Origin of the sequence: Acinetobacter lwoffii (assembly GCF_024129855.1) — a bacterium.
Taxonomy (GTDB): Bacteria; Pseudomonadota; Gammaproteobacteria; order Pseudomonadales; family Moraxellaceae; genus Acinetobacter; species Acinetobacter lwoffii_L.
In genome coordinates this window covers 19,079-43,859 of the sequence record NZ_JAMXXC010000011.1, presented here as the reverse complement: position 1 = coordinate 43,859, position 24,781 = coordinate 19,079, and the positions used below count along the sequence as shown (strand labels likewise).

The window sequence follows — 24,781 nt, the reverse complement described above, 5'->3', positions numbered from 1 at the left end:
TTAACTTTACCTTATAGAAACTGGATGATAGACCATTTGGCTATCATCCAATAGTACTTCATGCAGACTTGCGGATATCGAAAACGCGCTGTGCCTTGCCTTCAGAGCGTGGCAGACTCCCTTCAGGTAACACTTCGACACTTACGTTGATTCCGACCATGGTTTTAATCTGGCTTTTCAGCTGAGTTGCCAACTGGTGCGCCATAATGTCACTGCTATCTTTACGCATTTCGGTACGGATATGCAATGTATCCAGATGTCCCTGTTTGCAAATCTGGATCTGATAGTTCGGAATCAGTTGCTGGATCTGTAAAATCTGCTCTTCAATCTGTGATGGGAAGACATTGACCCCACGAATAATCATCATGTCATCACTACGGCCGACAATCTTGTCCATACGGCGCATGGTGCGTGCCGTGCCTGGCAATAAACGGGTCAGGTCACGGGTACGGTAACGGATTACCGGCATGCCTTCTTTAGTAATGGTGGTAAAGACCAGTTCACCCAGTTCGCCATCTGGCAGCACTTCGCCAGTTTCCGGATGGATAATTTCAGGATAGAAATGATCTTCCCAGATGGTTGGGCCATCTTTAGATTCCAGACATTCCATCGCCACGCCCGGTCCCATGACTTCTGACAGACCATAAATATCTAGGGCATCAATGCCCAGACGCTCTTCAATTTCCTTGCGCATTTCATTGGTCCATGGCTCTGCACCAAAGACGCCGGTTTTAATCGAACAGTTTTTGGCTGTGCCAAATTTCTTCTCAAGCGCTTCAATAATGTTCAGGCAGTAAGATGGCGTAACCATCAGTGCTGTCGGTTTAAAGTCATGAATCAGTTGCGCCTGTTTATCGGTTTGTCCGCCAGACATTGGAATCACGGTTGCACCCAAACGCTCAACGCCATAATGCGCGCCTAGACCGCCCGTAAACAGACCATAACCATAAGACACCTGAATGATATCTTTGCTGCTCAAGCCGGCTGCACGCAGGGAACGCGCCACCACGTCTGACCAGACATTAATATCATTTTGGGTATAACCCACTACGGTCGGCTGACCGGTGGTGCCAGAAGATGCGTGCACACGTACAATCTGTTCCTGTGGAACAGCGAACATACCAAACGGATAGTTATCGCGTAAATCCTGTTTGGTGGTAAACGGAAATTTCGCCAGGTCTTCCAGTGAGTTAAAATCGTCTGGATGCACGCCAGCATCATCGAATTTCTTTTTATAAACCGGACTGTTCTGATAAGCATGTTGCAACGTCTTTTTCATACGCTGTAGCTGAACACTGCGTAACTCATCAACCGATACTTTTTCAATTTTTTCCATTGCATTGTTATTCATATTCTTACTCCTGACGCAGTCTTCCTGACCACGGTTTAATTCATTGATTGAATGATGTGTTTAATCCATATTTTCTAAAACCAGTGCAACACCTTGACCAACACCCACACACATGGTGCAGAGTGCATATTTGCCATTACGACGTTTTAATTCTTTCATGGCGGTAATCACCAAACGGGTGCCACTCATACCCAGCGGATGACCCAAGGCGATGGCACCGCCATTCGGGTTAATTCTGGAATCATCGTCTTGCAAGCCGAGTTCACGAATCACGGCCAGCGATTGCGCTGCAAATGCTTCATTCAGCTCAATCACGTCCATCTGCTCCAGACTCAGGCCAGTCTGTTTCAGCACTTTCTGTACCGCTGGAACCGGCCCAATACCCATATATTTAGCTTCGACACCGGCGCTGGCCATCCCGATCACTTTAGCTTTCGGGCTCAAACCATACTGCTCGGCAAACTGCTGATTCCCAAGTAATACGCAAGCCGCCCCGTCATTGACACCCGAAGCATTGCCAGCGGTGACTGAGCCGCCTTCTTTACGAAATGGGGTTTTTAAGGCGGCCAGATTATCCAGCGTCGTCTCTGCGCGCGGATGCTCATCTTGGGAAATGGTCAGAGTGCTTTTCTTCGGACCTTTGACCTCTACTGGCAGAATTTCTTCGGCAAAAATACCCTTCTGCTGGGCTACTGCGGTTTTCTGTTGGCTGTGATAGGCAAACAGGTCCTGGTCTGCACGGCTAATCTGATACTTTTCAGCGACGTTTTCGGCCGTTTCCGGCATGCTGTCAACGCCAAACTGTGCTTTAAATTTTGGGTTGATAAAACGCCAGCCAATGGTGGTGTCATAAATTTCAGGGGTACGGCTAAAGGCAGTCGTAGGTTTGGATTGCACGAAAGGCGCTCGGCTCATGGATTCTACGCCACCCGCCAAAACAAATTGTGCTTCACCCGATTTGATGGCACGTGCTCCCAGTCCAATGGCATCCAGACCTGAAGCACATAAGCGGTTCACGGTGAGCGCTGGAACAGATTCAGGTAACCCTGCGAGTAAAGCAGCCATACGCGCCACGTTGCGGTTATCTTCACCGGCCTGATTGGCACAGCCCAAGATCACTTCATCCAGTTCTGCCCATGGCAAGGCAGGATGCTGATCTTTCAGATATTGAATCGGTAGCGCTGCCAGATCATCAGCACGAATGCTGCTCAGTCCACCGGCATAGCGTCCGATCGAGGTGCGAATTCCATCAAAAATATAAACCTGTTCCATGATTCTTCCTTTTAGCCAGCAACGCGTAATGGTTGCTGCTGAGTTTTCTGTGCATGTCCCTGCACCGCTTTCTTTGCTAAATATATACTAGTTCTATAGCGGTCTTCACCATAAATACGATACATATTTTTTAAAATTTATAAAATTGTGTAATATCCAATTTTATCTGCCCATTCGAATGGACCACAAGGATAATTAACGCCATATTTCATAGCAGAATCAATATCTTGTTCTGATGCAATATCATGCAATACTGCTTCACAGGCTTCATTCACCAACATGGCAATACTACGTATAACATAAAGACCGGGATGATCCTTAGACCAAATAGGTATCATATCCATACCTATGAGGAATAGCTCCACTGCCTGGCGCTGTTCAGCACTACACGCCGGTGATGCAACGACTGGAATCGCTTGAGCATTTGTCCAATCTGAATGCCAGTCCATCAACACCACAGGCTCATGCGGATAGGTAAGTTCAACTGATTCGCCAAGCGATAATCGCAGAGAAAGATCACCAATCAGGATTTCATTCTGTTCTGCTGCCTGAAAACTCAGCTCTACATGAGAGGCCTGTTTTAAACGTTCAATCAGTACTGAGGAATGTAGCCATTCACCTTTTACTGTGACTTTGAGCTTATTCAGCGACTTGGCATAACACACTGGCAATTCATATACAGGTGCAGGCTTGGCCTGAGCGTAATCATAAAAACCCTGACCGGACTTGCGACCATAACAACCGGCATCGACCAGTTCTTTTTGAATCAAGGATGGGCGGTAGCGTGGCTCATAGAAAAATTCCTGATAGACACTTTGTGTGACCGAAAAATTCACATCCTGACCAATCAGGTCCGTGAGTTCGCACGGTCCCATGGCAAAGCGGCCACATTCGCGCATGATGTAATCGAGCTGTTCCGGTGTGGTGGCATTTTCCTGCAAGGCGCGAAAGGCTTCGGCATAATACGGTCGCGCGACACGATTGACGATAAAACCGGGCGTCGATTTGGCTCGTACCGGAACCTTGTTCCAGTCCTTCATCAGATCAAATACTGCATCGGCAAGGACTGCTGGAGTTTTCAGTCCGCGGATAATTTCGACCAGTTTCATCACGGGGGCCGGATTAAAGAAATGCAGACCAATCACTCGCTCTGGATATGGAATCGCCGAGGCAATGGCGGTAATGGAAATCGAAGAAGTATTAGACGCAAAAATCGTCTGTTCCGGGCAAATGGCAGCCAGCTGTTGAAACAGGTTTTGTTTCACTTCTTTCTTTTCGACAATGGCTTCAATAATTAAGCCCGCATCGGCAAGCTGCTGAATGTCCTCTGCCACGATCAGATTGGCGAAGGTACTTTCCAGCAATTGCTGGGTCATTTTGCCATTTTGTACGCGCTTGCTCAGCTGCGCCTCTAAAGCAGTCAAGGCACCCTGAACTTTGCTGCGATCGAGATCAAACACATAGGTCGGATGCCCGTGCATGGCGGCTAGTTGCGCAATGCCAACCCCCATGGTTCCAGCACCGACCACAGCAACTTTGACTTGTTCCAAATTGATCTGTTGCATGATTTAGCATCCTTTATATTCAGGGGTACGCTTCTGCATAAAGGCTTGTACACCTTCTTTATAGTCGCTTGAACGTCCAGCCAGACGTTGCAGGTCACGTTCCAGAATGAGCTGCTCATCCAGATTATTGTCGGCTGCGGCATGGATGGCTTTTTTGATCAGGGACAGACCATAGGTCGGTTGCTGTGCCAGATGCTCTGCCAGTTTTTTCGCTTCTGCTTGCAGTTTTTCATCTTCAACCACTTGCCAGATCATGCCCAGTTGTACTGCGCGCTCAGCCGGAATTTTATCGCCGAGCATGGCAAGGCCCATCGCCTGAGCACGGCCGACCAGACGCGGTAGGAACCAGGTACCGCCTGAATCTGGCACCAAACCAAGACGGCAAAAGGCCTGAATAAAGGAAGCCGATTTTGCTGCCACCACAATGTCACACGCCAGGGCAATATTGGCGCCTGCCCCTGCTGCCACACCATTCACCGCACAAATCACGGGTTTAGGCATTTCGGTAATCAGCTTGATCAAAGGGTTGTAGTATTTTTCAATCGACAGGCCTAAGTCCGGTGCATCGGCATTCGGATCGACCACACGATCATTCAGATCCTGACCAGCACAGAAACCACGACCTTCTGCTGAAATCACTACGGCACGAATCTGGCTGTCTTTGGCCCAGGCCTTGATGACTTTAAAGACTTCCTGATGCATGGTTTCATTAAAACTGTTGAGCTGTTTTGGACGGTTAAAGGTCAGGTAGCCCACTGCATTTTTTTCTTCGACAATAATTGTTTGATAATCCATTACACACCTCTAAATTCTGGTTTTCTTTTTTCTAAAAATGCATTAATGCCTTCCTGGCGATCTTGGGTCGCAGCCAGCCAGACAAAATGTTGTCGTTCCAGTTTCAGCCCCTGACTTAAAGTCACTTCATGAATCGACCTTAAAGATTGCTTGATGGCACGAATGGCCAGCGGTGCTTGCTTGGCAATTTTTTCTGCCAGTTCCAGTGCGTATTGCACGGTCAGTCCTGCCGGACAAACCTGGCTGCTAATGCCATGTTGCAATGCGGTCTGTGCCGAAATCATTTCACCGGTCATGGCCCAACGCATCGTCAATTGCTGACCGACCAGACGGGCCAGACGCTGTGTTCCACCAGCACCCGGCAGCATGCCCAAACCAATTTCAGGCAGGGCAAACTGGGCATTTTCTCCGGTCAGCACCATGTCACCATGCAAAGCCAACTCGAAACCTGCACCAAAAGCATAACCATTTACGGCCATGATTAAAGGCTTGGAAAATTCATCAATTTTTTTCCAGAGCAGTGGGCGTTGGTCTTGCTGGATGCTGACCACATCTAACTGCGCCAGCTCATTTAAATCAGCACCGGCAGCAAAGCATTGCGTATTTCCGGTGATGACCACGGCTTTCACAGCAGCATCTGTTTCCAAGTCCTGTAGACAGGCTGCAATGTTTTGCAAGGTGGCATTGTTTAAAGCATTGCGCTTTTCTGGACGATTTAGCTCGATCAGTACCACACCTGGCTTGGTTGAGCTGGTTTTAATGTAGGTCATCCTTGAACTCCTGCTATGCTCGCGGTGCTGTAAATTCAGCTGTTATTCATCAAAACTGAGTCGGACATTGGCCGTGGTTGGACGTGCCTGACAACTGAGCACATAGCCTTTCTGAATTTCATCTTCTTCCAGACTGTAATTCACCGCCATTTCAACCTGTCCCTCTAACACCTTACATTTACAGGTGGCACAAACACCGCCCTTACAGGCATATGGCAGGTCGGCTCCGGCACGTAGCGCAGCATCTAAAATACTGTCATCCTGTTTGGAGACTTCAACAATCAGCTCGCGACCATCCAGAACAATATTGACGCGTTCTTCGCTACGGCTTTCCATCTGCTGGGCGGTTGCTTTCGGTGCAGTACCGGTATTGAAGCGTTCAGTGTGAATCTTACTGCGCTGAATGCCCCAAGTCGGTAATACCGTTTCGACTGCTGTCATCATTTCTTCAGGACCGCAAGCGAAACAGTGATCTGCTTCGGCAGAAATCAGATTGGCCTGAAACAGCTGCTGTAATTTTTCCGCATCGATCCGACCATTAAAGATGTCACTATCATTCAGTTCACGTGAAAAAATATTCACCAGTTGCAGACGTTCCTTAAAACGGTCTTTCAGGTCCATGATCTGTTCAGAAAACATAGTCTGTTTCCAGGAACGGTTGCCATATACCAGAGTGAATGTTGCGTCCGCTTGACGGTTCAGCACCGACTTTACAATCGATAAGATCGGCGTAATACCACTGCCTGCTGCAAATCCTAGATAATTCTGGCCACCAGCCTTGGCGGCTTTCTGAAAGAACACCCCTTGCGGTGGCATGACTTCTAGTACATCGCCCGCTTTGAGATGCGCATTGGCCCAGGTTGAAAACTGACCCTGATCAATTTTTTTAATCGCAATGCTCATGTCTTCCTGAGTATCACTGCAGATCGAGTAGCAGCGGCGCAGCTCGCCGTCATCGGTTAAATGACGAATGGTGAGGTGCTGACCCGGCTGATATTGAAAAGTATCCAACTGCTCAGGCGCGAGATCAAAGGCAATGCAGATCGCTTGCTCGGTTTGTGGCTGAATCGATTTAATGGTTAATGGTATAAATTGGCTCATGGCAAAATCCTTCTTTTAGGTGGCGGTGTTCAGGCTTGTTATTGGTTTACCCTGCCCACCGCGCAATCGTTACAATCAAATACATTTGAAATAGTCAAAAGTTTCTAAGCAGTCCCGACATTGATATAAAGCTTTACAGGCGGTCGAACCGAATTCACTTAATAATTTGCTGTTGTTACTTAAGCACTGTGGACAGGTGATGCCATCGGTCAATGCCACATGCGTACCACAGCTATGTGACTGGCCTTGCGGCGGGGCAATACCATATTGCTGTAATTTGTGTTTGCCCGATTCACTCATCCAGTCCGTGGTCCAGGCTTGAGACAGGTCCACAATGACTTTGACCGGCGTCAAACCATTGGCCTCGAAAGCCTGGGTAATTTCTGCTTTTAATAAATCCGTGGCCGGACAGCCGCTATAGGTCGGCGTGAGTCGCACCACAATTTCATCCTGCTGATTCAGCTCGACGCCACGAATCATACCCAGATCAATCACTGACAATACCGGAATCTCTGGATCAGAAACCTGCTGTAAAACGTCCCAACATTGATCTTCTACGTGTCGAATCAGATTCATGCGACTCACTCCCTGTGATTGTGCCGAATTACCAGTTCATGTTTGGATATAAGCGCTGCATGTATTGCAGTTCAGCCAAAACAAAACCGAGATGTTCTGTATGTAAACCCTGTTTAGCCCCACTGCGATAAGCACCCAGCTCTGGCAGGCTTAATTCAAATCGCGCCAGCTCGGCTGTAATGGTCTCCAGCCACTGGACTTTTAAATTTTCAATCTCTGGAATGACACCGCTATCGACTAGTTGTTTTTCAGCTGCCGTCAGAACAAAAAGTTCTTCGGTAAAACGCCATAACTCGTTTAGACCTTGCTGGGTTTTTTCATGCGCTTCTGCGGTACCTAAACTTAAGCGTTCCATCCAGGTGGTGGAAAAACGCTGGTGATATTTCACTTCTTTGAGTGATTTCACTGCAAAGGCAGCCAACTCAGCATGCTGACTTTTAGTTAAAGCACTAAATAATAAAGTGTGGTAGTGATCCATCAACCACTGGCGTACCAAAGTCTGGGCAAAATCACCATTCGGCTGTTCGCACAGCAGCAAATTACGGTATTCACGCTCGGTGCGGAAATAAGCCAGCTTGTCTTCATCACGACCCTGTCCTTCCACTTCACCCGCCAGACTGAGGGCAGTACGTGCCTGACCCAATAAATCCAGTCCAATATTGGCTAAGGCAATATCCAGCTCCAGTTCAGGTGCATGACCACACCACTCTGCCAAACGATGAGACAGGATCAGTTGACTGTCACCCACATGTAAAAGAAATTCTGCCAATACTTGATTTGTCATAATCTTCACCTTTCCCTTTACATGTGCTCGATGCCAGCTGGAATGTTATAAAAGGTTGGATGACGATAAACCTTGTCCAAAGCGGGTTCAAAAAACTCTGCTTTTTCATCTGGCTGGGAAGAGGTAATCAATTCAGATTTCACCACCCAGATACTGATGCCTTCATTGCGGCGGGTATATACATCGCGGGCATTTTGTAGTGCGACTTCCTCATCCGGCGCACGCAGGCTGCCGACATGACGGTGACTCAGACCCTGTTTACTACGCACAAACACTTCATAAAGTGACCAGTTATTTTTGTTATTCATGAGCAAATTTCCTTATATTGATCAAACTATTTTTTAAGCGACTTTTTGTGCTGCTGACTGTTGCTGCTGTTTCTGCTGTTTCTGCGCATAGACGGCTGCTGAATCACGTACCCACTTGCCGCCTTCCCAAGCTTTGCGGCGTGCTTCAATACGCTCATGGTTACACGGTCCCTTGCCTGCAAGAATCGCAAAAAACTCATCCCAATTGATTTCACCAAATTCGTAATGTCCGGTGGCTTCATTGAATTTGAGGTCTGGATCTGGAACGGTTAAACCCAGCTGCAAAACTTGCGACACGGTGTTATCGACAAATTTCTGACGTAGCTCATCGTTGCTGAATAATTTAATTTTCCACTGCATACTTTGTGCACTGTTCGGTGAATTATCATCACTTGGACCAAACATCATCAGTGCCGGCCACCAGAAACGGTTCACTGCATCCTGTGCCATCTGCTTTTGTTCCGGCGTACCATTGGCCAATTCCATCATGGCTTCAAAGCCCTGACGCTGATGGAAACTTTCTTCTTTACACACACGCACCATAGCGCGGGCATAAGGACCATAAGATGTACGGCACAGCGCAACCTGATTGACAATTGCTGCACCATCTACCAGCCAGCCAATCGCGGCAACATCGGCCCAGCTCAGGGTTGGATAGTTGAAAATTGAAGAATATTTCATGCGACCGGCAATCAGCTTATCCATCATGTCGTCACGATCGGCACCCAAGGTTTCTGCAGCACTGTACAGATACAAGGCATGACCGGCTTCGTCCTGAACTTTTGCCATCAGCACAGCTTTACGTTTTAAGGTCGGTGCACGGGTAATCCAGTTGCCTTCCGGCAACATGCCCACCACTTCAGAGTGTGCGTGCTGACCGATCTGACGAATCAAGGTCTTACGATAAGCATCCGGCATCCAGTCCTTCGGCTCTATAGAAATATCCTTTTCAATCTTTTGATCGAAGATTTGTTGTTGGTTATTCATTGTTCCCTCACTTATCCCAAGTGTTGATACACTCAAATTAAAACGATACGTAATTAAAATCAATATTTATTTATTGGTATCATTTAATTTTTATCACTTATTTTTAATAAATATTTGTTTTATATCATTTAATATTTTTTATTTTATTGTTACGCATTTTTAAACACAGATTTATGATTGACATTTTCACTTTTTCAACACAAATTATGAAACATCAAAATTAAAATACATCTCAAAACGTATCATAAATGGAGTTTTTACAATGTTAGAGTTAGACAGCAGCTCAAGCACAACGGATTATCAAGATACTGAATCAACCCATAATCCTATTGCCATCAAAAGCTTATCTTCACTGGTGTACGGCCAGGAATACGCAGCGCAAGCCGATTTACGTACGGTTTATCATGCCATTAGCGGTGAAGCGGTTTATCAGGTCGGCAGTCAGGGCATCGATACCCAAGCCGTGGTGAAGTATGCCAAACAAAAAGGCGCGACTATTGCCACATGGACCTTCCATCAACGTGCCAATGCACTGAAGCAAGTGGCTCAGTATTTGATGGAACGCAAAGAAGACTTTTATGAGCTTGCCAAAGCAACCGGCTGTACCCGTAAAGATGCCTGGATTGATATTGAAGGCGGGATTGGCACCTTATATGCTTATTCGAGTTTGGTGCGTCGTGAACTGAGTGATGAAACAGCATGGGTCGAAGATGCCTGGATTCCTCTTTCTAAGCAAGGTAGCTTTGGCGCGAAACATATTCTGACGCCTAAAGCCGGTGTCGCCGTGCATATCAATGCCTTTAACTTTCCGATCTGGGGCATGCTGGAAAAAATCGCACCGACACTGCTGGCAGGCGTACCCTGTATTGTCAAACCGGCGACCGAAGGTGCCGAGCTGACTCATGCCGTAGTTAAAGCCATTCATGAAAGCGGTTTCTTGCCAGAAGGTTCACTGCAGCTCATTTGCGGACAGGTCTATGATTTATTTGATCATTTAAATCCTCAAGATACGGTCACTTTTACCGGTTCTGCTTCAACAGGGCAAAAACTGCGTTCGCATCCACACTTAAATGCCTACTCGATTCCATTCACCATGGAAGCAGACTCGGTCAACAGTGCAATTTTGACGGCGCAAGCCAATGATGAAACGATTGATTTATTTGTCCGTGAAGTTTTCCGTGAAATGACCACCAAAGCCGGACAGAAATGTACCGCCATTCGTCGTGCTTTTGTGCCGGCCGAGCTATTGGATACAGTACAAGACCGTCTGATTGCAAAACTAAAAAAAGTGGTCGTGGGCGATCCGGCTCAGGAAGGCGTGACGATGGGTGCTTTGGCCAGCGTCAAACAGAAACATGATGTCGCGGCAAAAGTTGAACAGCTGAGCCAGGATGCAGAGATTGTATTCGGTAGCCACTTGCGCCAAGACTTTAAACTGCAAGTACAAAATACTGAGAAGTCTGCATGCTATCCACCGACAGTCTTGCTATGCAAAGCACCAGCTCAGGCAGAAAATATTCATAAGATTGAAGCCTTTGGGCCTGTAGTGACTTTAATGCCGTATAGCGACCTCGCTCAGCTTGCTGACCTGGTGGCACGTGGCGAAGGTAGCCTGGTGGCCTCCATCGTACGCAATACCGATGAAAATATTGAACAACTGTTCAACAAAATTGCGCCATGGCATGGACGTGTCCATATTCTGGATGCTGAAAGTGCCAAAGAAAGTACCGGACATGGCTCTCCATTACCTTTGCTGGTTCATGGCGGACCGGGACGTGCCGGTGGCGGTGAGGAACTCGGCGGTTTGCGTGCAGTCAAACATTATGTGCAACGTACTGCGATTCAAGGCTCGCCAAATGCCATGACCCAGGTCGGCCATAGCTGGACGGCAGGCGCTCAGGTCTTTGAAGACCGTGTGCATCCTTTCAAAAAGTCATTTGATGAATTGCGTATCGGCGAGCGCTTGCTGACTGCACGACGTAGCGTGACTGAAGCCGATCTAGTGAATTTCGGCTGCCTGAGCGGTGATCACTTCTATGCGCATATGGACAAAATTGCTGCGGCAGAATCACTGTTTGGTGAGCGTGTCGCACATGGCTATTTCGTAGTATCCGCAGCTGCAGGTTTATTCGTTGATGCTGCTCCAGGCCCGGTCATTGCCAACTATGGCATGGACAACTTGCGCTTTGTAGAACCGGTAAAAATTGGCGATACCATTCAGGTAGAACTGACCTGTAAGCAGAAAACTCCAAAAGCACTGCGCGATCCGGCACAGAAACCACATGGTGTCGTGGTCTGGGATATTAAAGTGAAAAACCAGCGCAATGAACTGGTTGCAACCTACGATATTTTAACGCTGGTTGAACGTGGCTAAAAATTCATACCAAAAAAAGGAATCATTATGATTCCTTTTTTTTATCTTTAAAAATTATTTGTATCTATTTTTAAAAACAGATTGACGTCTATCTATTTAGCCTCTAGATTAATTAAATGCGATACAACATAAAAATAACAAGCAAATTAAAAGTATCAAATAAATATCTCAAACGATCAGCACAGGATGTTGCATGATGAATGATAAATCGCTGAACCTAGAAATGGTTGAAAGGACGATTCAACCAACAGATCAAAATTTTGAGCCTATACCGACAGAAACGGCCGTGCCGCTGTCTGAACAGATTGAACCGCCACCGGAAAGCAGCACCTATCAATGGTATGTGGTGGTCATTTGTATGGTGGCTTACATTCTGTCATTTGTAGACCGTCAAATTTTATCGCTCATGATTGAACCGATTAAAGCCGATTTAATGCTAAGCGATACCCAGTTTAGTCTATTGCAAGGTCTGGCCTTCTCCTTGTTTTATGCCATTATGGGTCTGCCCATCGCAGCATTGGCGGATCGAAAGTCCCGGATTAAAATCATTGCAACCGGGATTGCGTTTTGGAGTCTTGCCACAGCGGCTTGTGGTCTCAGTAAAAACTTTATTCAAATGTTTATTGCACGTTTGAGTGTGGGTGCCGGTGAAGCTGCGCTTTCCCCTGCCTTTTATTCAATCGTTGCCGATTTGTTTCCGAAAGATAAATTAGGCCGTGCACTCGGTGTATATGCGATTGGTGCCTTTATTGGTTCGGGCCTAGCTTTCCTGATTGGCGGCTATGTGATTGGCCTGCTAAAAGATGTCAGCTTCGTGGCTTTACCGCTCATTGGTGAAGTGAAAACCTGGCAACTTACCTTTATGATTGTGGGTCTACCGGGCGTATTGCTGGCCCTGCTCATGGTGCTGACGGTGCGTGAACCTGCACGTAAGGGTATGAAAGTCGGTCAAGATGGCCAAGTCATTAAAGCCTCTTTCAAAAATTCGATTGGTTTTATCAAGACACATAAAAAGACCTTCTTCTGTCATTTTATTGGCTTTTCTTTTTACACCATGATGCTGTATTCGCTGCTAGGCTGGGCACCTGCCTATTACATGCGTAATTTCGGTCTGGATGCGAGTCAAACCGGTTATATCCTCGGTACGATTATTCTAGTCGCGAATACTTCAGGTGCCTTGTTCTGTGGCTGGTTGATCGACTTCTTCTCGAAACGTGGCTATAGCGATGCTGCAATTCGTACCGGTGCGATTGGCTGTGCAGCGCTGATTATTCCGAGTGTGCTGTTTACTCAAGTCGATAATATGCAGCTTTCATTTGCGCTGATTTTTGTGGCGATGTTCTTCTCCACTTTCCCGATTCCTGCATCGGCTGCTGCTACGCAAATGCTGACACCGAATCAGCTACGCGCACAGGTATCTGCCAAATTCCTGCTGGTTTCAAACCTGATTGCCTTAGGCGTCGGAACCACCGCAGTGGCGTTAATCACGGATAAATATTTCCAGAATACCTTAATGGTTGGTAACTCAATCTCGATCGTCAATGCGATTGCCGGATTGATTGGTTGCTTCCTGTTGTACAAGGGCTGTCAGTATTATCGTGAGAGTATGAAAGTCGAAAAACTGGCGGACTAAAATGGCTGGATATTGCTAAACCTTCTTAATTTTCACTTTTAAAGGCCTTTAATCCACATTAAAGGCCTTTTTATATCAGCCCAAAAAGTTCAATTTTCAGGTACTCATCATTCAATTCCGATCCAGCCTAGACAGGCTGCCTAAAAAAACGTATAACACCGTTTTAAATTTACAGGTGTGCACCGTTGAAACTTGTGCTTGCTCCCATGGAAGGCTTAACCGATCCGATTATGCGTGATGTGCTGACATCCGTAGGTAGCTTTGACTGGTGTGTGACCGAGTTTATCCGTGTCACCGATTCCCTTCTGCCCGATCATATTTATCATACTTACTGCCCGGAACTGTTGAATGATGGCAAGACGGCGGCAGGTACACCGGTACATGTCCAATTCTTAGGAAATAATCCGGAGATGCTAGCAGCGAATGCCGCCAAAGTGGCAGCCATGGGCGCACCGGCAATTGACATGAATTTTGGCTGTCCGGCCAAAACCGTGAACCGTCATCGTGGTGGTTCAGTCCTGCTCGATGAACCCGAAGTCGTGCATGAGCTGGTTAAAGCCGTGCGTGATGCAGTGCCTGCGCATATTCCGGTTTCCGCCAAAATGCGTCTGGGTTATATGGACCGTAATTTCATGCTGGAAAATGCCCATGCCATTGAAGATGCAGGAGCAGCATGGGTTACCGTTCATGCACGCACCAAAGCCGATGGCTATACTCCGCCCGCATTCTGGGACCAGCTACAACCGATTCGTGAGACACTTAAGATCAATGTGATCGCCAATGGTGAAATCTGGAACAATGCCGATGCCAAACAGTGCCGTCTGGAATCCGGTTGCGAAGATCTGATGATTGGCCGTGGTGCAGTGACTACACCCGACCTGACCCAATGTATCCGTCAAAACTCGGATGCACCTTTGATGAACTGGAATGAACTACTGCAACTGCAAATTCGTTTTATCAACGGCCCAGCCAAAACTGAGATCGGGATGGTCGGCCGTTACAAGCAATGGCTGGGCATGATGTCGAAACATTATCCTGAAGCCAAAGCATTATGGGATGAAGTAAAACGGATTAAAGTTCTGGCCGAGATTACCGAAAAACTGAAAGCTTCAAATATTTAAAACTAAAAAGCCTTTGAATCATTCAAAGGCTTTTTTATGGGCTCGTAAAAGCTTATGACTGCTTAGGCTGTTTTGAATACCACTTCGAAATAAATCCAATCACAAAGTATGAATAGATTAATTTCTACTAGCAGAACATCCATATTCTAATTTTTCATTTGTTTTAAATTTTTAGATATTAAAGTTCTTTCATAAATCATTTTTTATAATCACTACAAAGGAAATACCCTCTCCTTGTAGGAGAGGGCGAGGGAGAGGTTTTTACCCCCCTCATCTCCTTGCTAAGCAGTGCTTCTTATCCCAGAGGGAGAAGGAACTTTTAATATTCATTTTAAAATGAATAGAACGATCATTTTTTTATTTATAAAAGAGATTTATGAATGCGTCCGCTCAATATTTAACAGGATTTCTTTTTTATCCAAACCACCGGCAAATCCTACCAGCTTGCCACTGCGACCAATCACCCGATGACAGGGTGCAATAATCGAAATCGGGTTTTTGCCATTGGCTGCACCCACGGCGCGTACAGCCTTGATATTACCTACCTGTTCAGCAATGTCGCGATAGCTTCGCGTTTGTCCGTAGGGAATATTCAGTAGCGCCTGCCAGACTTTTTTCTGAAAATCAGTACCGGCAAAGTCCAAAGGCAGGTCAAAAACATTGCGCTGACCGGCAAAATATTCCTGGAGCTGACGTCTGGTTTCAATCAAAACCGGATGCTGCGGATCTTCAACCAAGGTCGCCAGTTTCACCCGATTCGGCTGTTCACAGTCCCAAAGCACAGCCACCAGCGCGGTTTCATTCGCGACCAGTCGTAACTGACCTACGGGAGAATCCATATAGAGATAACTTAAGTTCATGATGGTGCCCTGTCCCAATCACTGGAGTTCATTTTCCATATTAACCCAGTTCACCGAGACAGGCAGAAACAAATTATGAAGAGGATACTTTCATCAGCACCAGACCGGAAATGATGAGTACTGCAGCCAGCATACGCAATGCTGTAGCAGGTTCACCCAGAACCCAAATACCGATGAGAAATGAACCCACTGCACCAATCCCGGTCCAGATCGTATAGGCTGTACCTAGTGGCAAAGTACGCATCGCATAAGCCAGTAAAGCAAAACTCAGTACCATGAAGACAATGGTAATAATACTTGGGGTAAGTCTGGTAAAGCCTTCAGACAGCTTCATCGAATATGCCCAAACGATTTCAAAAATACCTGCAAGAATAAGTACGATCCAGGCCATGCAGCCCTCCTCCTTTTATATAAGAATCAGGCCGTCCTGACGATTTTTCCTGTAAATTCCGATACGTAATTCACAAGGGAGGTCGTTCCTCCTCAATATCTAGATATAGAAATTTTATTAATTCGCGTGCCAACAATGTGGTCAGTGTTACAAAACATGACTTTTAGAGATACAAATTAACTTTGTCTTACTCAAGTCTTCACGACATTCTTATCTGCTCTGGTTATGGTAGAGACTAAAAATGGCAAGTTAGTATAGTTCCTACTCGGGCAGTTGAATTAATAACAATTACATGCGATTCCGCTCGGAATGTTAAGTTATACACATTAATTAAATTCAAACATTTTAGGGATAAATTACATGATTAAACATAAATTCGTGAGAGATTGATCATTTTTTACTTGGTTGAATTATTAACCCCTGATTAACAAATAACCACTAAACACAAGGGTTATATGCAATAAAAAGAACCCAATTTGAGTTCTTTTTATACAAATATTGTCTAAATCGCAATCAACCACAGTACAAACGATTACATTTTATGCAACATATCCATATGGTTATCAACATAGATATCTACACACTTATCCATAAAGTTATCCACATATTTATGCACTTATGAGTTTTTAACGATTACAGTTGAACCTGCCCTACTCTCGCTAATTCCGCACGCATTTCATCAATCACAGCTTTATAATCCGGCTTACCAAAAATAGCTGAACCAGCTACAAACATATCGGCACCCGCTTCGGCAATTTCACGAATGTTGCTTGGCGTAACGCCACCATCGACTTCCAGACGAATATCATGACCTGAAGCATCGATCAGTTTGCGTGCCTGACGCAATTTATCCAAAGTCATTGGAATAAATTTCTGTCCGCCAAAGCCAGGGTTCACGCTCATGAGCAGGATTTGATCGACTTTATCCAGCACATAATCCAGGTAATGCAATGGTGTTGCCGGATTAAATACCAGCCCCGCTTTTGCACCACCTGATTTGATCAACTGTAAAGAACGGTCAATATGATCAGAAGCTTCTGGATGAAAAGTAATGATATCAGCACCCGCTTCAAGGAAATCCCCGATCATGCGATCCACCGGCTTAACCATCAAATGCACATCAATGGGCGCCTTGATCCCATAATTTTTCAAGGCCTTACAAACACCTGCACCAAAAGTCAGGTTCGGTACATAATGGTTGTCCATGACATCAAAATGAACAACGTCTGCACCTGCTTCCAACACATTCTCGACTTCTTCACCTAAACGGGCAAAGTCAGCAGATAAAATAGAAGGGGCAATTAAATAAGGCTTGGACATGGGAGAACCTGGCTTGTTGAAATTGGATTTTTCCCATTATATCAAATCCGCTCCGGCTACTGTGATTCGATGTTGCAAGATTAAAACGCTGTGTAACGCTTTGGTGCTTATGCCGGCATCACCGCCTGGTTTAAAGTGCAGGATAATGATGAATAGTGTAGAAAACTGATGAAAAGTATTGCCCATATCCAGACGCAACAAGCTTCACGAATTGCCAAACGCCTAGCCAATCACTGGAAACATAAATTTAATATTGATGAAGCCGAACAAAATTTCCTGATTTATTTTTCAAATGCTGAAGTGATATTGGCTCCTGAACAGGATCATCTAACCGTAACGATTCAAAGCACAGATGAATTTACTGACCTGAATAAACTCGAAAATGTGGTTCTGGATCATCTGATCCGTATGGGACAGGAACATCTGACTGCCGACTGGCAAAGATAGGGGCTAAAAAGCCTTAGTGATCAGGGCATAGCAATGATCAGAAACTAAATACGATGATTCGCTTGTTCATTAAAGGCATGAATACGCTCAATTCTTTTATCCAGTTCGGGGTGAGATTCCAGATATTTTTTAAACTTCCCGATCAGGCGAATCCATTTCAGTTCGGTTTCTGTCAGGTGCCGGTCTTTTCCATCAATATTCAGGGTGAAATTTTTCATTTTTAAGGTTTGCGATTCCTCTGCCAGTATTCTGGCATTTTCCACCCGCTGCAAAAAGTTAGACAAATGAATACTGGAAATCTGCTGTTGATGCAAATGCTGCATGGCATAGTCATCGGCATCCAGTTCAATCGCCTGCGAATATCCGGCATCAGTCAACACGACTACAGAGGCTGTGACCACATCACTTAAATCTCCAGTTACCAAGGCAAACAGTCCCGCCGCCCCCAGATTGGAAATCACTTTTTGCATGCTGTGCTTCTGTACCAGATGGCCTTGTTCATGGGCCAGTACTGCAAGGACTTCTTCATCGGTGCCGCTGATTTTCACCAGTTCATCAGTCACAATAATGGTGTTATTCGGGATGGCTGCGGCATTCATGCCCATGTTTGATCCACCTTGACGGAAAATAATTTTTGCAGGTTTTCCTACAGCAATCTTTTGTTCATACAAAGTTTTTAATCGCATCTGCTGTTCTTCCGGTAGTGTACTTGGTTGGGTCTGGGCAATTAACTGCTGCTCTGTCCGGTTGCCTACTTCAACCAGAGTCTGCTCCGGAAGGAATTTTGCCAGATGTTTGGCACTATAAGGAATCCCCCATTTTAAAATCATAATCACTGCACTAATCACGATGATCATGGAAAAGAAAATCAGGATCGGTGAACGTTCAAACTTCCAGATTGCATGATAAATATCTTTATGTTTAATCCCGAGCCAATGTGGCGCTTTGCTTAAAAACTCAATCCGACGCTCTTCAGGCAGCTCAATAATCGGTTTACGACCACCGACACCACCAATGTAGGCCATGTCCGGATAAGAAAAATAAAAATCTGCAGCGCTAACTTGTACTGGAACATCCTCATCAATTTTCAAGGCAATCCCTTGTTGCTGATCCGGTACAATCCAGGCACGACGGGCTTCAGCGAGAATTCCATCATAAAACTTAACTTCGACAGGTCGTTTCATCACATTTACTCCTATAGCGACGCATCGAAATCAAATACGTCCAGGATTTCATCAGCCAAGGCACTCGGATCAGGTTGCAAGATATGCTCAAGATTAGCTTCATCTTCTGCTACATAGAGTTCCAGATGGTTCAACTGATATTGATATAAACGGATGGCAGCCCAAGGTGTCATTAAGCCCAGACTAAGAACACGCACTATCCAGTTGCTCAGCACAATCCAGCTATAACGCCAGGTAGTTACCCGTGTTTTAAAGTAACTTTGACCAAGCTCCACATGATTCCAGGTAATGAGGTATAAACGTGCAGAAATGACCGGCCAGACCAGCGCCAGACAAAGCAGATAGCTAAGCAGTAAACCCAGACTAAACAAGTTGGTGCCAATCCCGTTTACCCAATATACAACTGCTGCAAGCCAGCCAATACCAACCAGCAGGCAAAGACCCAAGGGCAGATAAATAGCAGACATAAACTTGGACCAGTTAATATTCAGCTTGAATTGCAGCTGACCAATCGATAAATGATTAAAGCAATAGCGTTTATAGAGCCAGATCATCACCGGACTAAACAGCAGCAAAGTAAAGATATTGATCAGGATGGCCAGAAATAAGACCCTATAAGCCTCACGGTTGCTGCCATTAAAATAAAAACGCACATTGCCATATTTGCTATTTCGGGCCTTGAATTTCAGCGTCATCCGAATGAGCCAGGGCAAACACAGCGCAGCGACCATCAATAAAGAACTGGTGGCAAGGATTGAATAGTTGGTCAGTACAACGGTGACCAGATACAGTTCCAGTGCAAACAGACGACCCAGCAGGATCCGGCTCGGCATGGCCACAAAGTCGAAGCGATGTTTTAAAAATTGGGTATTGCCGTAGAAATAACGCATACGGCGTGCTTTGGCCCAAGGGCTGTACAAGGTCAATGTCACAATGGTCAGCATCAGATTCACCATCCAGATACCAAAATATTCGGATGCACTGCCATGAAATCTGAATCCATATCGCTGATATTTCGGTCTGACCGAAGGCGTGGCTTCAGTCGAAAAACTTGAAGCAGCTGGAAATAATGACTCACTGACACGAATACCGTCTGCTGTCTGCTGCATGACGACCCCAATTTTTTATACTTTTATACATCTGATATTAAAAGAAAAACCCCCAGAATGTAAAAACATTTTGGAGGTTTTTTAATCTTTTTGGCTTTGCTACATATCTGCAGTCCTACTTTAAGGATTTAACTGCACGGCATGGAATTGCAAATGATCATCTACGAAACTTTGAATAAAGTAATAACCATGATCATAGCCCTGATGTTCACGCAAAGTGAGCGGCTGGTTCACGCCATCACAAGCCTGCTGGAACAGGGCTGGATTAAGCTGGTTATAGAACTGGTCTGAAAAACCCTGATCAATCAGGATATCGCCAAACAATGCGCCCTTTTCCTGAACCAAAGCGGTCGCATCATGTTTCAGCCATTCCTCTTTTTCAGTACCCAAATAATTCGAGAATGCTTTGTCTCCCCATGGGCACTGACTCGGCGCACAAATTGGTGCAAAGGCTGAAACAGATTTAAATTTTTCTGGATATTTAAATGCCAGAGTCAATGCGCCATGACCACCCATACTGTGGCCGAAGATACCGATCTTGCCGGGATGGATCACGAATTCCTCAGTGACCAATGCATAAAGCTCATCGACAATGAAGCTTTCCATTTGATAGTGTTCAGCCCACGGTGCCTGAGTGGCATTAATATAAAAACCCGCACCCTGACCAATATCCCAGTTGTCGCCTTCTGCCACACCTTCGCCACGTGGCGAAGTATCCGGTGTTATCAGAATCAAGCCAAGCTGTGCCGCCAAACGCTGTGCATGCGCCTTGATGGCAAAAGTTTCTTCGGTACAGGTCAAACCCGCCAAATAGAATAAAGCAGGACAGCTGTGACCTTCTAAAGCTTGAGGCGGCAGGAAAATGCCAAACTTGGTCGGGGTTTTAAGATAGCGCGAATCAAAACGATAAATCCGCTGTTCACCTTCAAAGCTTCTATTGTTCTGTATAAGTTCCATGGCTATTCCTTATTATTGCAACCGGTCTGTGGATGACATTGATCTAGGGAGATGCTGTTGCCGTACTGTTCTGGGGAAATAAACGTTGCTCCAGTTGTGGCAACATCAATTCCATATTCTTGCCGATGACCCATTGCGGTTCTGATGGCTCAAAGCCTTGAGCCGATTCCCATTTTGCTACAGTATCTGTGGCCTGTGCGAAAGCGCTTTGCAAGCTGCTATTTTCACGCATGGCTTCATCAAAGAACGCACGACCAAAATAGGTATAATCCGCTTCATTCGAACAGCCAAAAGACTGACGGTCGGCTGCAGAAGCCGTAATCACCAAAGTATTGTCATTCTGTAAGGCTGAAGCAAAACTGCCTGAAAAACATGCCGAGATTACGATCACGCGCCAGCGTATGCCTGATGCATCCAGTGTCTCACGCAACCATTTTGGATCAACCTGCGCCAGATCCAGTGGGGCATTTTCCATTTCAAATACATTCGGCAAACCGTGAGAGGTCATATATAAAAATAATACGTCACTTTCACGGTTCATCTGCTGCCCCATACGGCGCAATGTCAGCTCCATACTGGTTTTGGAAGCAATCGGCATAGTGGTACGTGTCGCTGGGTGATTGACCAAGGCAATCGATCGGCCAAAAGTACCAAAACGGGTATCAAACTGCTCTTTAATCCGCTCAACTTCAGAATGGAATACATCCTGATAGCTCGCTCCGGCTACCCCCATGAAATACCAGTGTGACTGTGCAAATTCACCATACTCGATATTTTCCAGCGCTTTATTCAGCAAAGTTGGCTGGGCATAGAAAGCATCTTCGGCAAAACTCGGTGGAATTTCTTCGACTTTCCAGATCGGCTGATCTTTGACTGAAATCTGCCAAACTACTAGCGTAAACAAAGTCGCCAGCATAATCAGCGCACGTTCCCACCACGGCCATTTTAATTCATGTGAAATCACCCAGACCACTGCCAGACTTTGCCAGACAAACAGCATGACAAAGAGCGTTGGAATATAGTCGTAAAGGATATAAGGCAGATAATCCAGATCACCCAGATACTGAATCAGACACTGGAACAGCATGATATGGGTATCTAACACCAACCATAACAAGGCTGGCACCAGCATCAAGCGTGGATTATTGACCCGTTGCGAAAGAAAAATACCGACAATCAGGGCAATGAAAGGCCAAAGCGCATAACTGATCAGACCTTGAGAGTTAAAATCTCCCATACGGCCTGAACTGAGCCAGCTAAACAAACTGTTGGCGCAGCCCCCCAAGATCCCCCAAAACACCAGTTGCATGATGGACGGACGGACCAGTTGTAAAGAACGCCTCGACCCCAGAAATAACCACATCCCGGCAATTTGGTTGCTCTTAAAATCGTGCCAAAAATTAATGGAGGGTTTAAAGTCGATCATAGGATTTCAAGGAGATGAGTGGCTCGCTAATGTGCTGAATAAGTTTATGCTTGATAAGCATTTAATCAATGCTAATTTTAAATATATAACAAATCTTTGCTTAATAAAGAAGCCATTATCCTATTCAGCTACAAGTTCATGCTGAAAATACGCATCAAAGCGACAAGCATCGCCTTGCCATTGATGATTTGGCTCTTTTCCAGCCAGAAATACCGCCAGACGCGGACGTTTGACCACGACACGCTTGCCAATTTTCTGCGCCAGTTCCAGCAAGTTGTCGCCCAGATCCATTTCACCATCTTCAGGCAATAACATATGCAACAGCTGCATCTGTTTTTTGACCTGTGCCTGCTTTTTGACTGCCTGCTGATTTTGATCCCGCTGTGGGAACATTGGATCAAGATAAACTACATCGACAACTTTATGCTGCTGGGCCTGTTGCTGCAGATAATCGGCTGAATCAGAAAAAACCAAATGAATCCGTGATACGACCTGACTCAGGAATGCATCCGACTGGGCACGTATATGGCTATCTTCAAGCAAGGTGAATAGAACCGGATGCCGTTCAACCAAGGTCACTTGCGCACCTAAATGTGCCATCAACAGACTGTCATGTCCCAGACCCGCAGTCGCATCAACCAAGCTTGGTTTTTCACTTAAATTACAGGCGCGTGCAATCATTTCCGATTTCAAAGATGCGCGTTTTAAGCGTCCGGTTTCCGCTTGCCAGTCCGGTTGCATCTTCATGCCGTTGGCACATAACCAGAGTCCGTCAGCATCGGCACAAAGGGCCAGTTCAGGATTTAAACGGAAAAAACGTGCATTGAGTTTTTCAACAGTTTCAATTTCAACCTGCACCCCACGAGAAGAAAGCACAGCCTCAAAGTGCTGTGCTTTATCTTGATAGTCAGATTCGGCATATAAGCGAATCACGCTTACCATAGTTTCCAACCTGTATAGGCAAATAATAAAATCAGCAGACCCGAAGCAATACGATACCAGGCAAAGATCATAAAGTCGCGTTTGGCCACATAAGCGACCAGCGCACGGATTAATATCAATGCCGAGATAAAGGAAACCAGAAGCCCAACTCCGATCACGGTCCAGTCTTCAGTCGTATTTAACACATCATAGCTTTGATAAAGATCCAGCAAGCCAGCGCCAATGATCACCGGAATACCCAGAAAAAATGAGAATTCAGTTGCTGCCTTACGGGACACACCCAAAAACATCGCACCGATAATGGTTGCGCCTGAACGGGAAGTACCCGGAATCAAGGATAAAACCTGAATCAGGCCAATCCAGATCGCATCTCTAATGCTGAGTTCTTCAACTTCATGCACACGGACTTGTGGTGGATTCTTTTCAATCCAGATAATGATCAAACCACCGACGATCAAACCAATGGCAATCGCAATATCATTAAACAGTAATTGTTTGACGGTTTGTCCCAGCGTCAGACCAATCAATATAATCGGAATAGAAGCCAGAATCAGGCCAATGCCTAAACGGCGACCTTGCGGTTCACCGCTGACAATCCCGGTCGCTGCCCCCCAAAGACGTGCCCAATATTCATAAATAACGGCAGCAATTGCCCCCATCTGAATCGCGATGACGAATACATCACTCTTTTCCTTGGTCCAGAAATTCATTAATTCTGATGCCAAAATCAAATGGCCGGTACTGGAAATAGGCAAAAACTCGGTAATGCCTTCGATAATACCCATGATGGCCGCTTTGAGTAGCAGTAAAAGATCCATGCTTTATCCTAATTAATTATGCTTTGCCTTGTTCTGGAATTTTTTTCCACGCGTTATCGCGTAAATATACGGGTAATGCCAATTCTGCACTCACCCATTTTTCTACTTGTGCCGCTGCACGTGCAATGCTGGCAATATCCTGTGCGGTCGCATGCACATCTTTATAAATTGAAGTTTCGCTTTGTACCAGTTCAGCACCTGAGCCAACCGGGGTAAAGCGCACAGCTTGGCTACCTTCTGCATAACTTAACAGTTGCTCATCATCGACCGATTGCATAATTCCTTGGGCATCCAGTTGATAGCTCGCGATATAGACTTCGCTCATGCGGGCATCCAATACCGCAGACACTTCAGTCAGACCATGCAAACGGTAGGCTGCTTGTGCCAAAGCCTGCAAAGTTGACACCGGAATCACCGGCACATCATTTGACCAGGCCAAGGCCTGAGTCACGGCAGCATTAATACGCACACCGCTAAAAGAACCCGGACCACGACTAAAGGCAATCGCGGTCAAATCAGCAATGGCCAGCCCAAGATCTTGCAGACCTTGTTCAATCATCGGGAGAATCGTTTGCGTTTGTGCCTTGGCGCGCGCATCAAGCTGAAAAAATAGTTCTTGAGTATCATCGATTACAGAAACGGAACACTGCTCATTGGCAGTCTCCAATGCCAGCACTTTCATGCACAACC

At 45.8% G+C, this 24,781-nt stretch carries 23 protein-coding genes and 1 pseudogene; 4 read left to right on the top strand and 20 right to left on the bottom strand.

Annotated features, from left to right (window positions below):
• Positions 1–58 precede the first annotated feature (58 nt).
• The 10 genes and pseudogenes from paaK to paaA all read right to left on the bottom strand — a co-directional run bounded on the left by paaK (position 59) and on the right by paaA (position 9,509).
• Positions 59–1,351, bottom strand: coding sequence for a phenylacetate--CoA ligase PaaK (gene paaK, locus NI465_RS09785; RefSeq protein ID WP_253145141.1), 1,293 nt, complete (start codon positions 1,349–1,351; stop codon positions 59–61).
• A 60-nt stretch (positions 1,352–1,411) separates the two neighbouring features.
• Positions 1,412–2,623, bottom strand: coding sequence for a 3-oxoadipyl-CoA thiolase (gene pcaF / locus NI465_RS09780; RefSeq protein ID WP_005251055.1), 1,212 nt, complete (start codon positions 2,621–2,623; stop codon positions 1,412–1,414).
• Positions 2,624–2,634: 11 nt separating this feature from the next.
• A pseudogene (locus tag NI465_RS09775) lies at positions 2,635–4,188 on the bottom strand (3-hydroxyacyl-CoA dehydrogenase).
• A gap of 3 nt (positions 4,189–4,191) precedes the next feature.
• The gene (gene paaG / locus NI465_RS09770; RefSeq protein WP_253145140.1) at positions 4,192–4,983 is read right to left on the bottom strand and encodes a 2-(1,2-epoxy-1,2-dihydrophenyl)acetyl-CoA isomerase PaaG; all 792 of its coding nucleotides are present in this window, start codon (positions 4,981–4,983) and stop codon (positions 4,192–4,194) included.
• On the bottom strand, positions 4,983–5,753 hold the full coding sequence (locus NI465_RS09765; protein WP_253145139.1) for an enoyl-CoA hydratase-related protein: 771 nt from the start codon (positions 5,751–5,753) through the stop codon (positions 4,983–4,985). The genes paaG and NI465_RS09765 overlap by 1 nt, the downstream gene beginning before the upstream one ends.
• Positions 5,754–5,795: 42 nt before the next feature.
• Positions 5,796–6,854, bottom strand: a complete 1,059-nt coding sequence (paaE, locus tag NI465_RS09760; RefSeq protein WP_253145138.1) for a 1,2-phenylacetyl-CoA epoxidase subunit PaaE — start codon at positions 6,852–6,854, stop codon at positions 5,796–5,798.
• Between the two features lie 75 nt (positions 6,855–6,929).
• Positions 6,930–7,430 carry a 1,2-phenylacetyl-CoA epoxidase subunit PaaD gene (gene paaD, locus NI465_RS09755; protein ID WP_005247163.1) on the bottom strand — a complete coding sequence of 167 codons (501 nt, stop codon included), beginning with the start codon at positions 7,428–7,430 and terminating at the stop codon, positions 6,930–6,932.
• Between the two features lie 28 nt (positions 7,431–7,458).
• Positions 7,459–8,214 carry a 1,2-phenylacetyl-CoA epoxidase subunit PaaC gene (paaC, locus tag NI465_RS09750; RefSeq protein WP_253145137.1) on the bottom strand — a complete coding sequence of 252 codons (756 nt, stop codon included), beginning with the start codon at positions 8,212–8,214 and terminating at the stop codon, positions 7,459–7,461.
• A gap of 17 nt (positions 8,215–8,231) precedes the next feature.
• Complete coding sequence (paaB, locus tag NI465_RS09745; RefSeq protein WP_004279183.1) at positions 8,232–8,522, bottom strand: 1,2-phenylacetyl-CoA epoxidase subunit PaaB; 291 nt, start codon at positions 8,520–8,522, stop codon at positions 8,232–8,234.
• A 33-nt stretch (positions 8,523–8,555) separates the two neighbouring features.
• The gene (gene paaA / locus NI465_RS09740) at positions 8,556–9,509 is read right to left on the bottom strand and encodes a 1,2-phenylacetyl-CoA epoxidase subunit PaaA (RefSeq protein ID WP_005251042.1); all 954 of its coding nucleotides are present in this window, start codon (positions 9,507–9,509) and stop codon (positions 8,556–8,558) included.
• Between the two features lie 262 nt (positions 9,510–9,771).
• On the opposite strand from paaA, the gene paaZ reads away from it, so the two are divergent.
• From paaZ to NI465_RS09725, 3 genes are all read left to right on the top strand, one after another.
• Positions 9,772–11,883, top strand: coding sequence for a phenylacetic acid degradation bifunctional protein PaaZ (paaZ, locus tag NI465_RS09735; RefSeq protein WP_253145136.1), 2,112 nt, complete (start codon positions 9,772–9,774; stop codon positions 11,881–11,883).
• Between the two features lie 193 nt (positions 11,884–12,076).
• On the top strand, positions 12,077–13,516 hold the full coding sequence (locus NI465_RS09730; RefSeq protein ID WP_005251040.1) for a spinster family MFS transporter: 1,440 nt from the start codon (positions 12,077–12,079) through the stop codon (positions 13,514–13,516).
• A 185-nt stretch (positions 13,517–13,701) separates the two neighbouring features.
• A complete protein-coding gene (locus NI465_RS09725; RefSeq protein WP_005251039.1) occupies positions 13,702–14,637 on the top strand; it encodes a tRNA-dihydrouridine synthase in 936 nt (311 codons plus the stop codon).
• A gap of 374 nt (positions 14,638–15,011) precedes the next feature.
• Here NI465_RS09725 and NI465_RS09720 read toward each other — a convergent pair whose 3' ends face one another.
• The 3 genes from NI465_RS09720 to rpe all read right to left on the bottom strand — a co-directional run bounded on the left by NI465_RS09720 (position 15,012) and on the right by rpe (position 17,208).
• A complete protein-coding gene (locus tag NI465_RS09720) occupies positions 15,012–15,497 on the bottom strand; it encodes a methylated-DNA--[protein]-cysteine S-methyltransferase (RefSeq protein WP_253145135.1) in 486 nt (161 codons plus the stop codon).
• A 73-nt stretch (positions 15,498–15,570) separates the two neighbouring features.
• Positions 15,571–15,888, bottom strand: coding sequence for a DMT family transporter (locus tag NI465_RS09715; protein WP_004279177.1), 318 nt, complete (start codon positions 15,886–15,888; stop codon positions 15,571–15,573).
• Positions 15,889–16,521: 633 nt separating this feature from the next.
• Positions 16,522–17,208: a ribulose-phosphate 3-epimerase gene (gene rpe, locus NI465_RS09710; protein WP_164542798.1), complete on the bottom strand. Its 687-nt coding sequence runs from the start codon at positions 17,206–17,208 to the stop codon at positions 16,522–16,524.
• 168 nt (positions 17,209–17,376) lie between these two features.
• Here rpe and NI465_RS09705 point away from each other — a divergent pair, with 168 nt between their 5' ends.
• Entirely contained in the window at positions 17,377–17,655 is a 279-nt protein-coding gene (locus NI465_RS09705) for a DUF2218 domain-containing protein (RefSeq protein ID WP_253145134.1), read from the top strand.
• Between the two features lie 44 nt (positions 17,656–17,699).
• Here NI465_RS09705 and NI465_RS09700 read toward each other — a convergent pair whose 3' ends face one another.
• The 7 genes from NI465_RS09700 to tsaB form a co-directional block, all read right to left on the bottom strand.
• A complete protein-coding gene (locus NI465_RS09700) occupies positions 17,700–18,839 on the bottom strand; it encodes a M48 family metallopeptidase (protein ID WP_253145133.1) in 1,140 nt (379 codons plus the stop codon).
• A gap of 11 nt (positions 18,840–18,850) precedes the next feature.
• Positions 18,851–19,948: a YjgN family protein gene (locus NI465_RS09695; protein ID WP_253145131.1), complete on the bottom strand. Its 1,098-nt coding sequence runs from the start codon at positions 19,946–19,948 to the stop codon at positions 18,851–18,853.
• A gap of 120 nt (positions 19,949–20,068) precedes the next feature.
• Entirely contained in the window at positions 20,069–20,905 is an 837-nt protein-coding gene (gene fghA / locus NI465_RS09690) for an S-formylglutathione hydrolase (protein ID WP_253145129.1), read from the bottom strand.
• A 43-nt stretch (positions 20,906–20,948) separates the two neighbouring features.
• Positions 20,949–22,331: a C13 family peptidase gene (locus NI465_RS09685; protein WP_253145127.1), complete on the bottom strand. Its 1,383-nt coding sequence runs from the start codon at positions 22,329–22,331 to the stop codon at positions 20,949–20,951.
• A 120-nt stretch (positions 22,332–22,451) separates the two neighbouring features.
• Entirely contained in the window at positions 22,452–23,273 is an 822-nt protein-coding gene (locus NI465_RS09680) for a class I SAM-dependent methyltransferase (RefSeq protein WP_290446924.1), read from the bottom strand.
• Entirely contained in the window at positions 23,267–24,091 is an 825-nt protein-coding gene (locus NI465_RS09675; protein ID WP_004279167.1) for an undecaprenyl-diphosphate phosphatase, read from the bottom strand. The genes NI465_RS09680 and NI465_RS09675 overlap by 7 nt, the downstream gene beginning before the upstream one ends.
• A 16-nt stretch (positions 24,092–24,107) precedes the next feature.
• Positions 24,108–24,773, bottom strand: coding sequence for a tRNA (adenosine(37)-N6)-threonylcarbamoyltransferase complex dimerization subunit type 1 TsaB (gene tsaB, locus NI465_RS09670; protein ID WP_253145125.1), 666 nt, complete (start codon positions 24,771–24,773; stop codon positions 24,108–24,110).
• Positions 24,774–24,781: the final 8 nt, after the last annotated feature.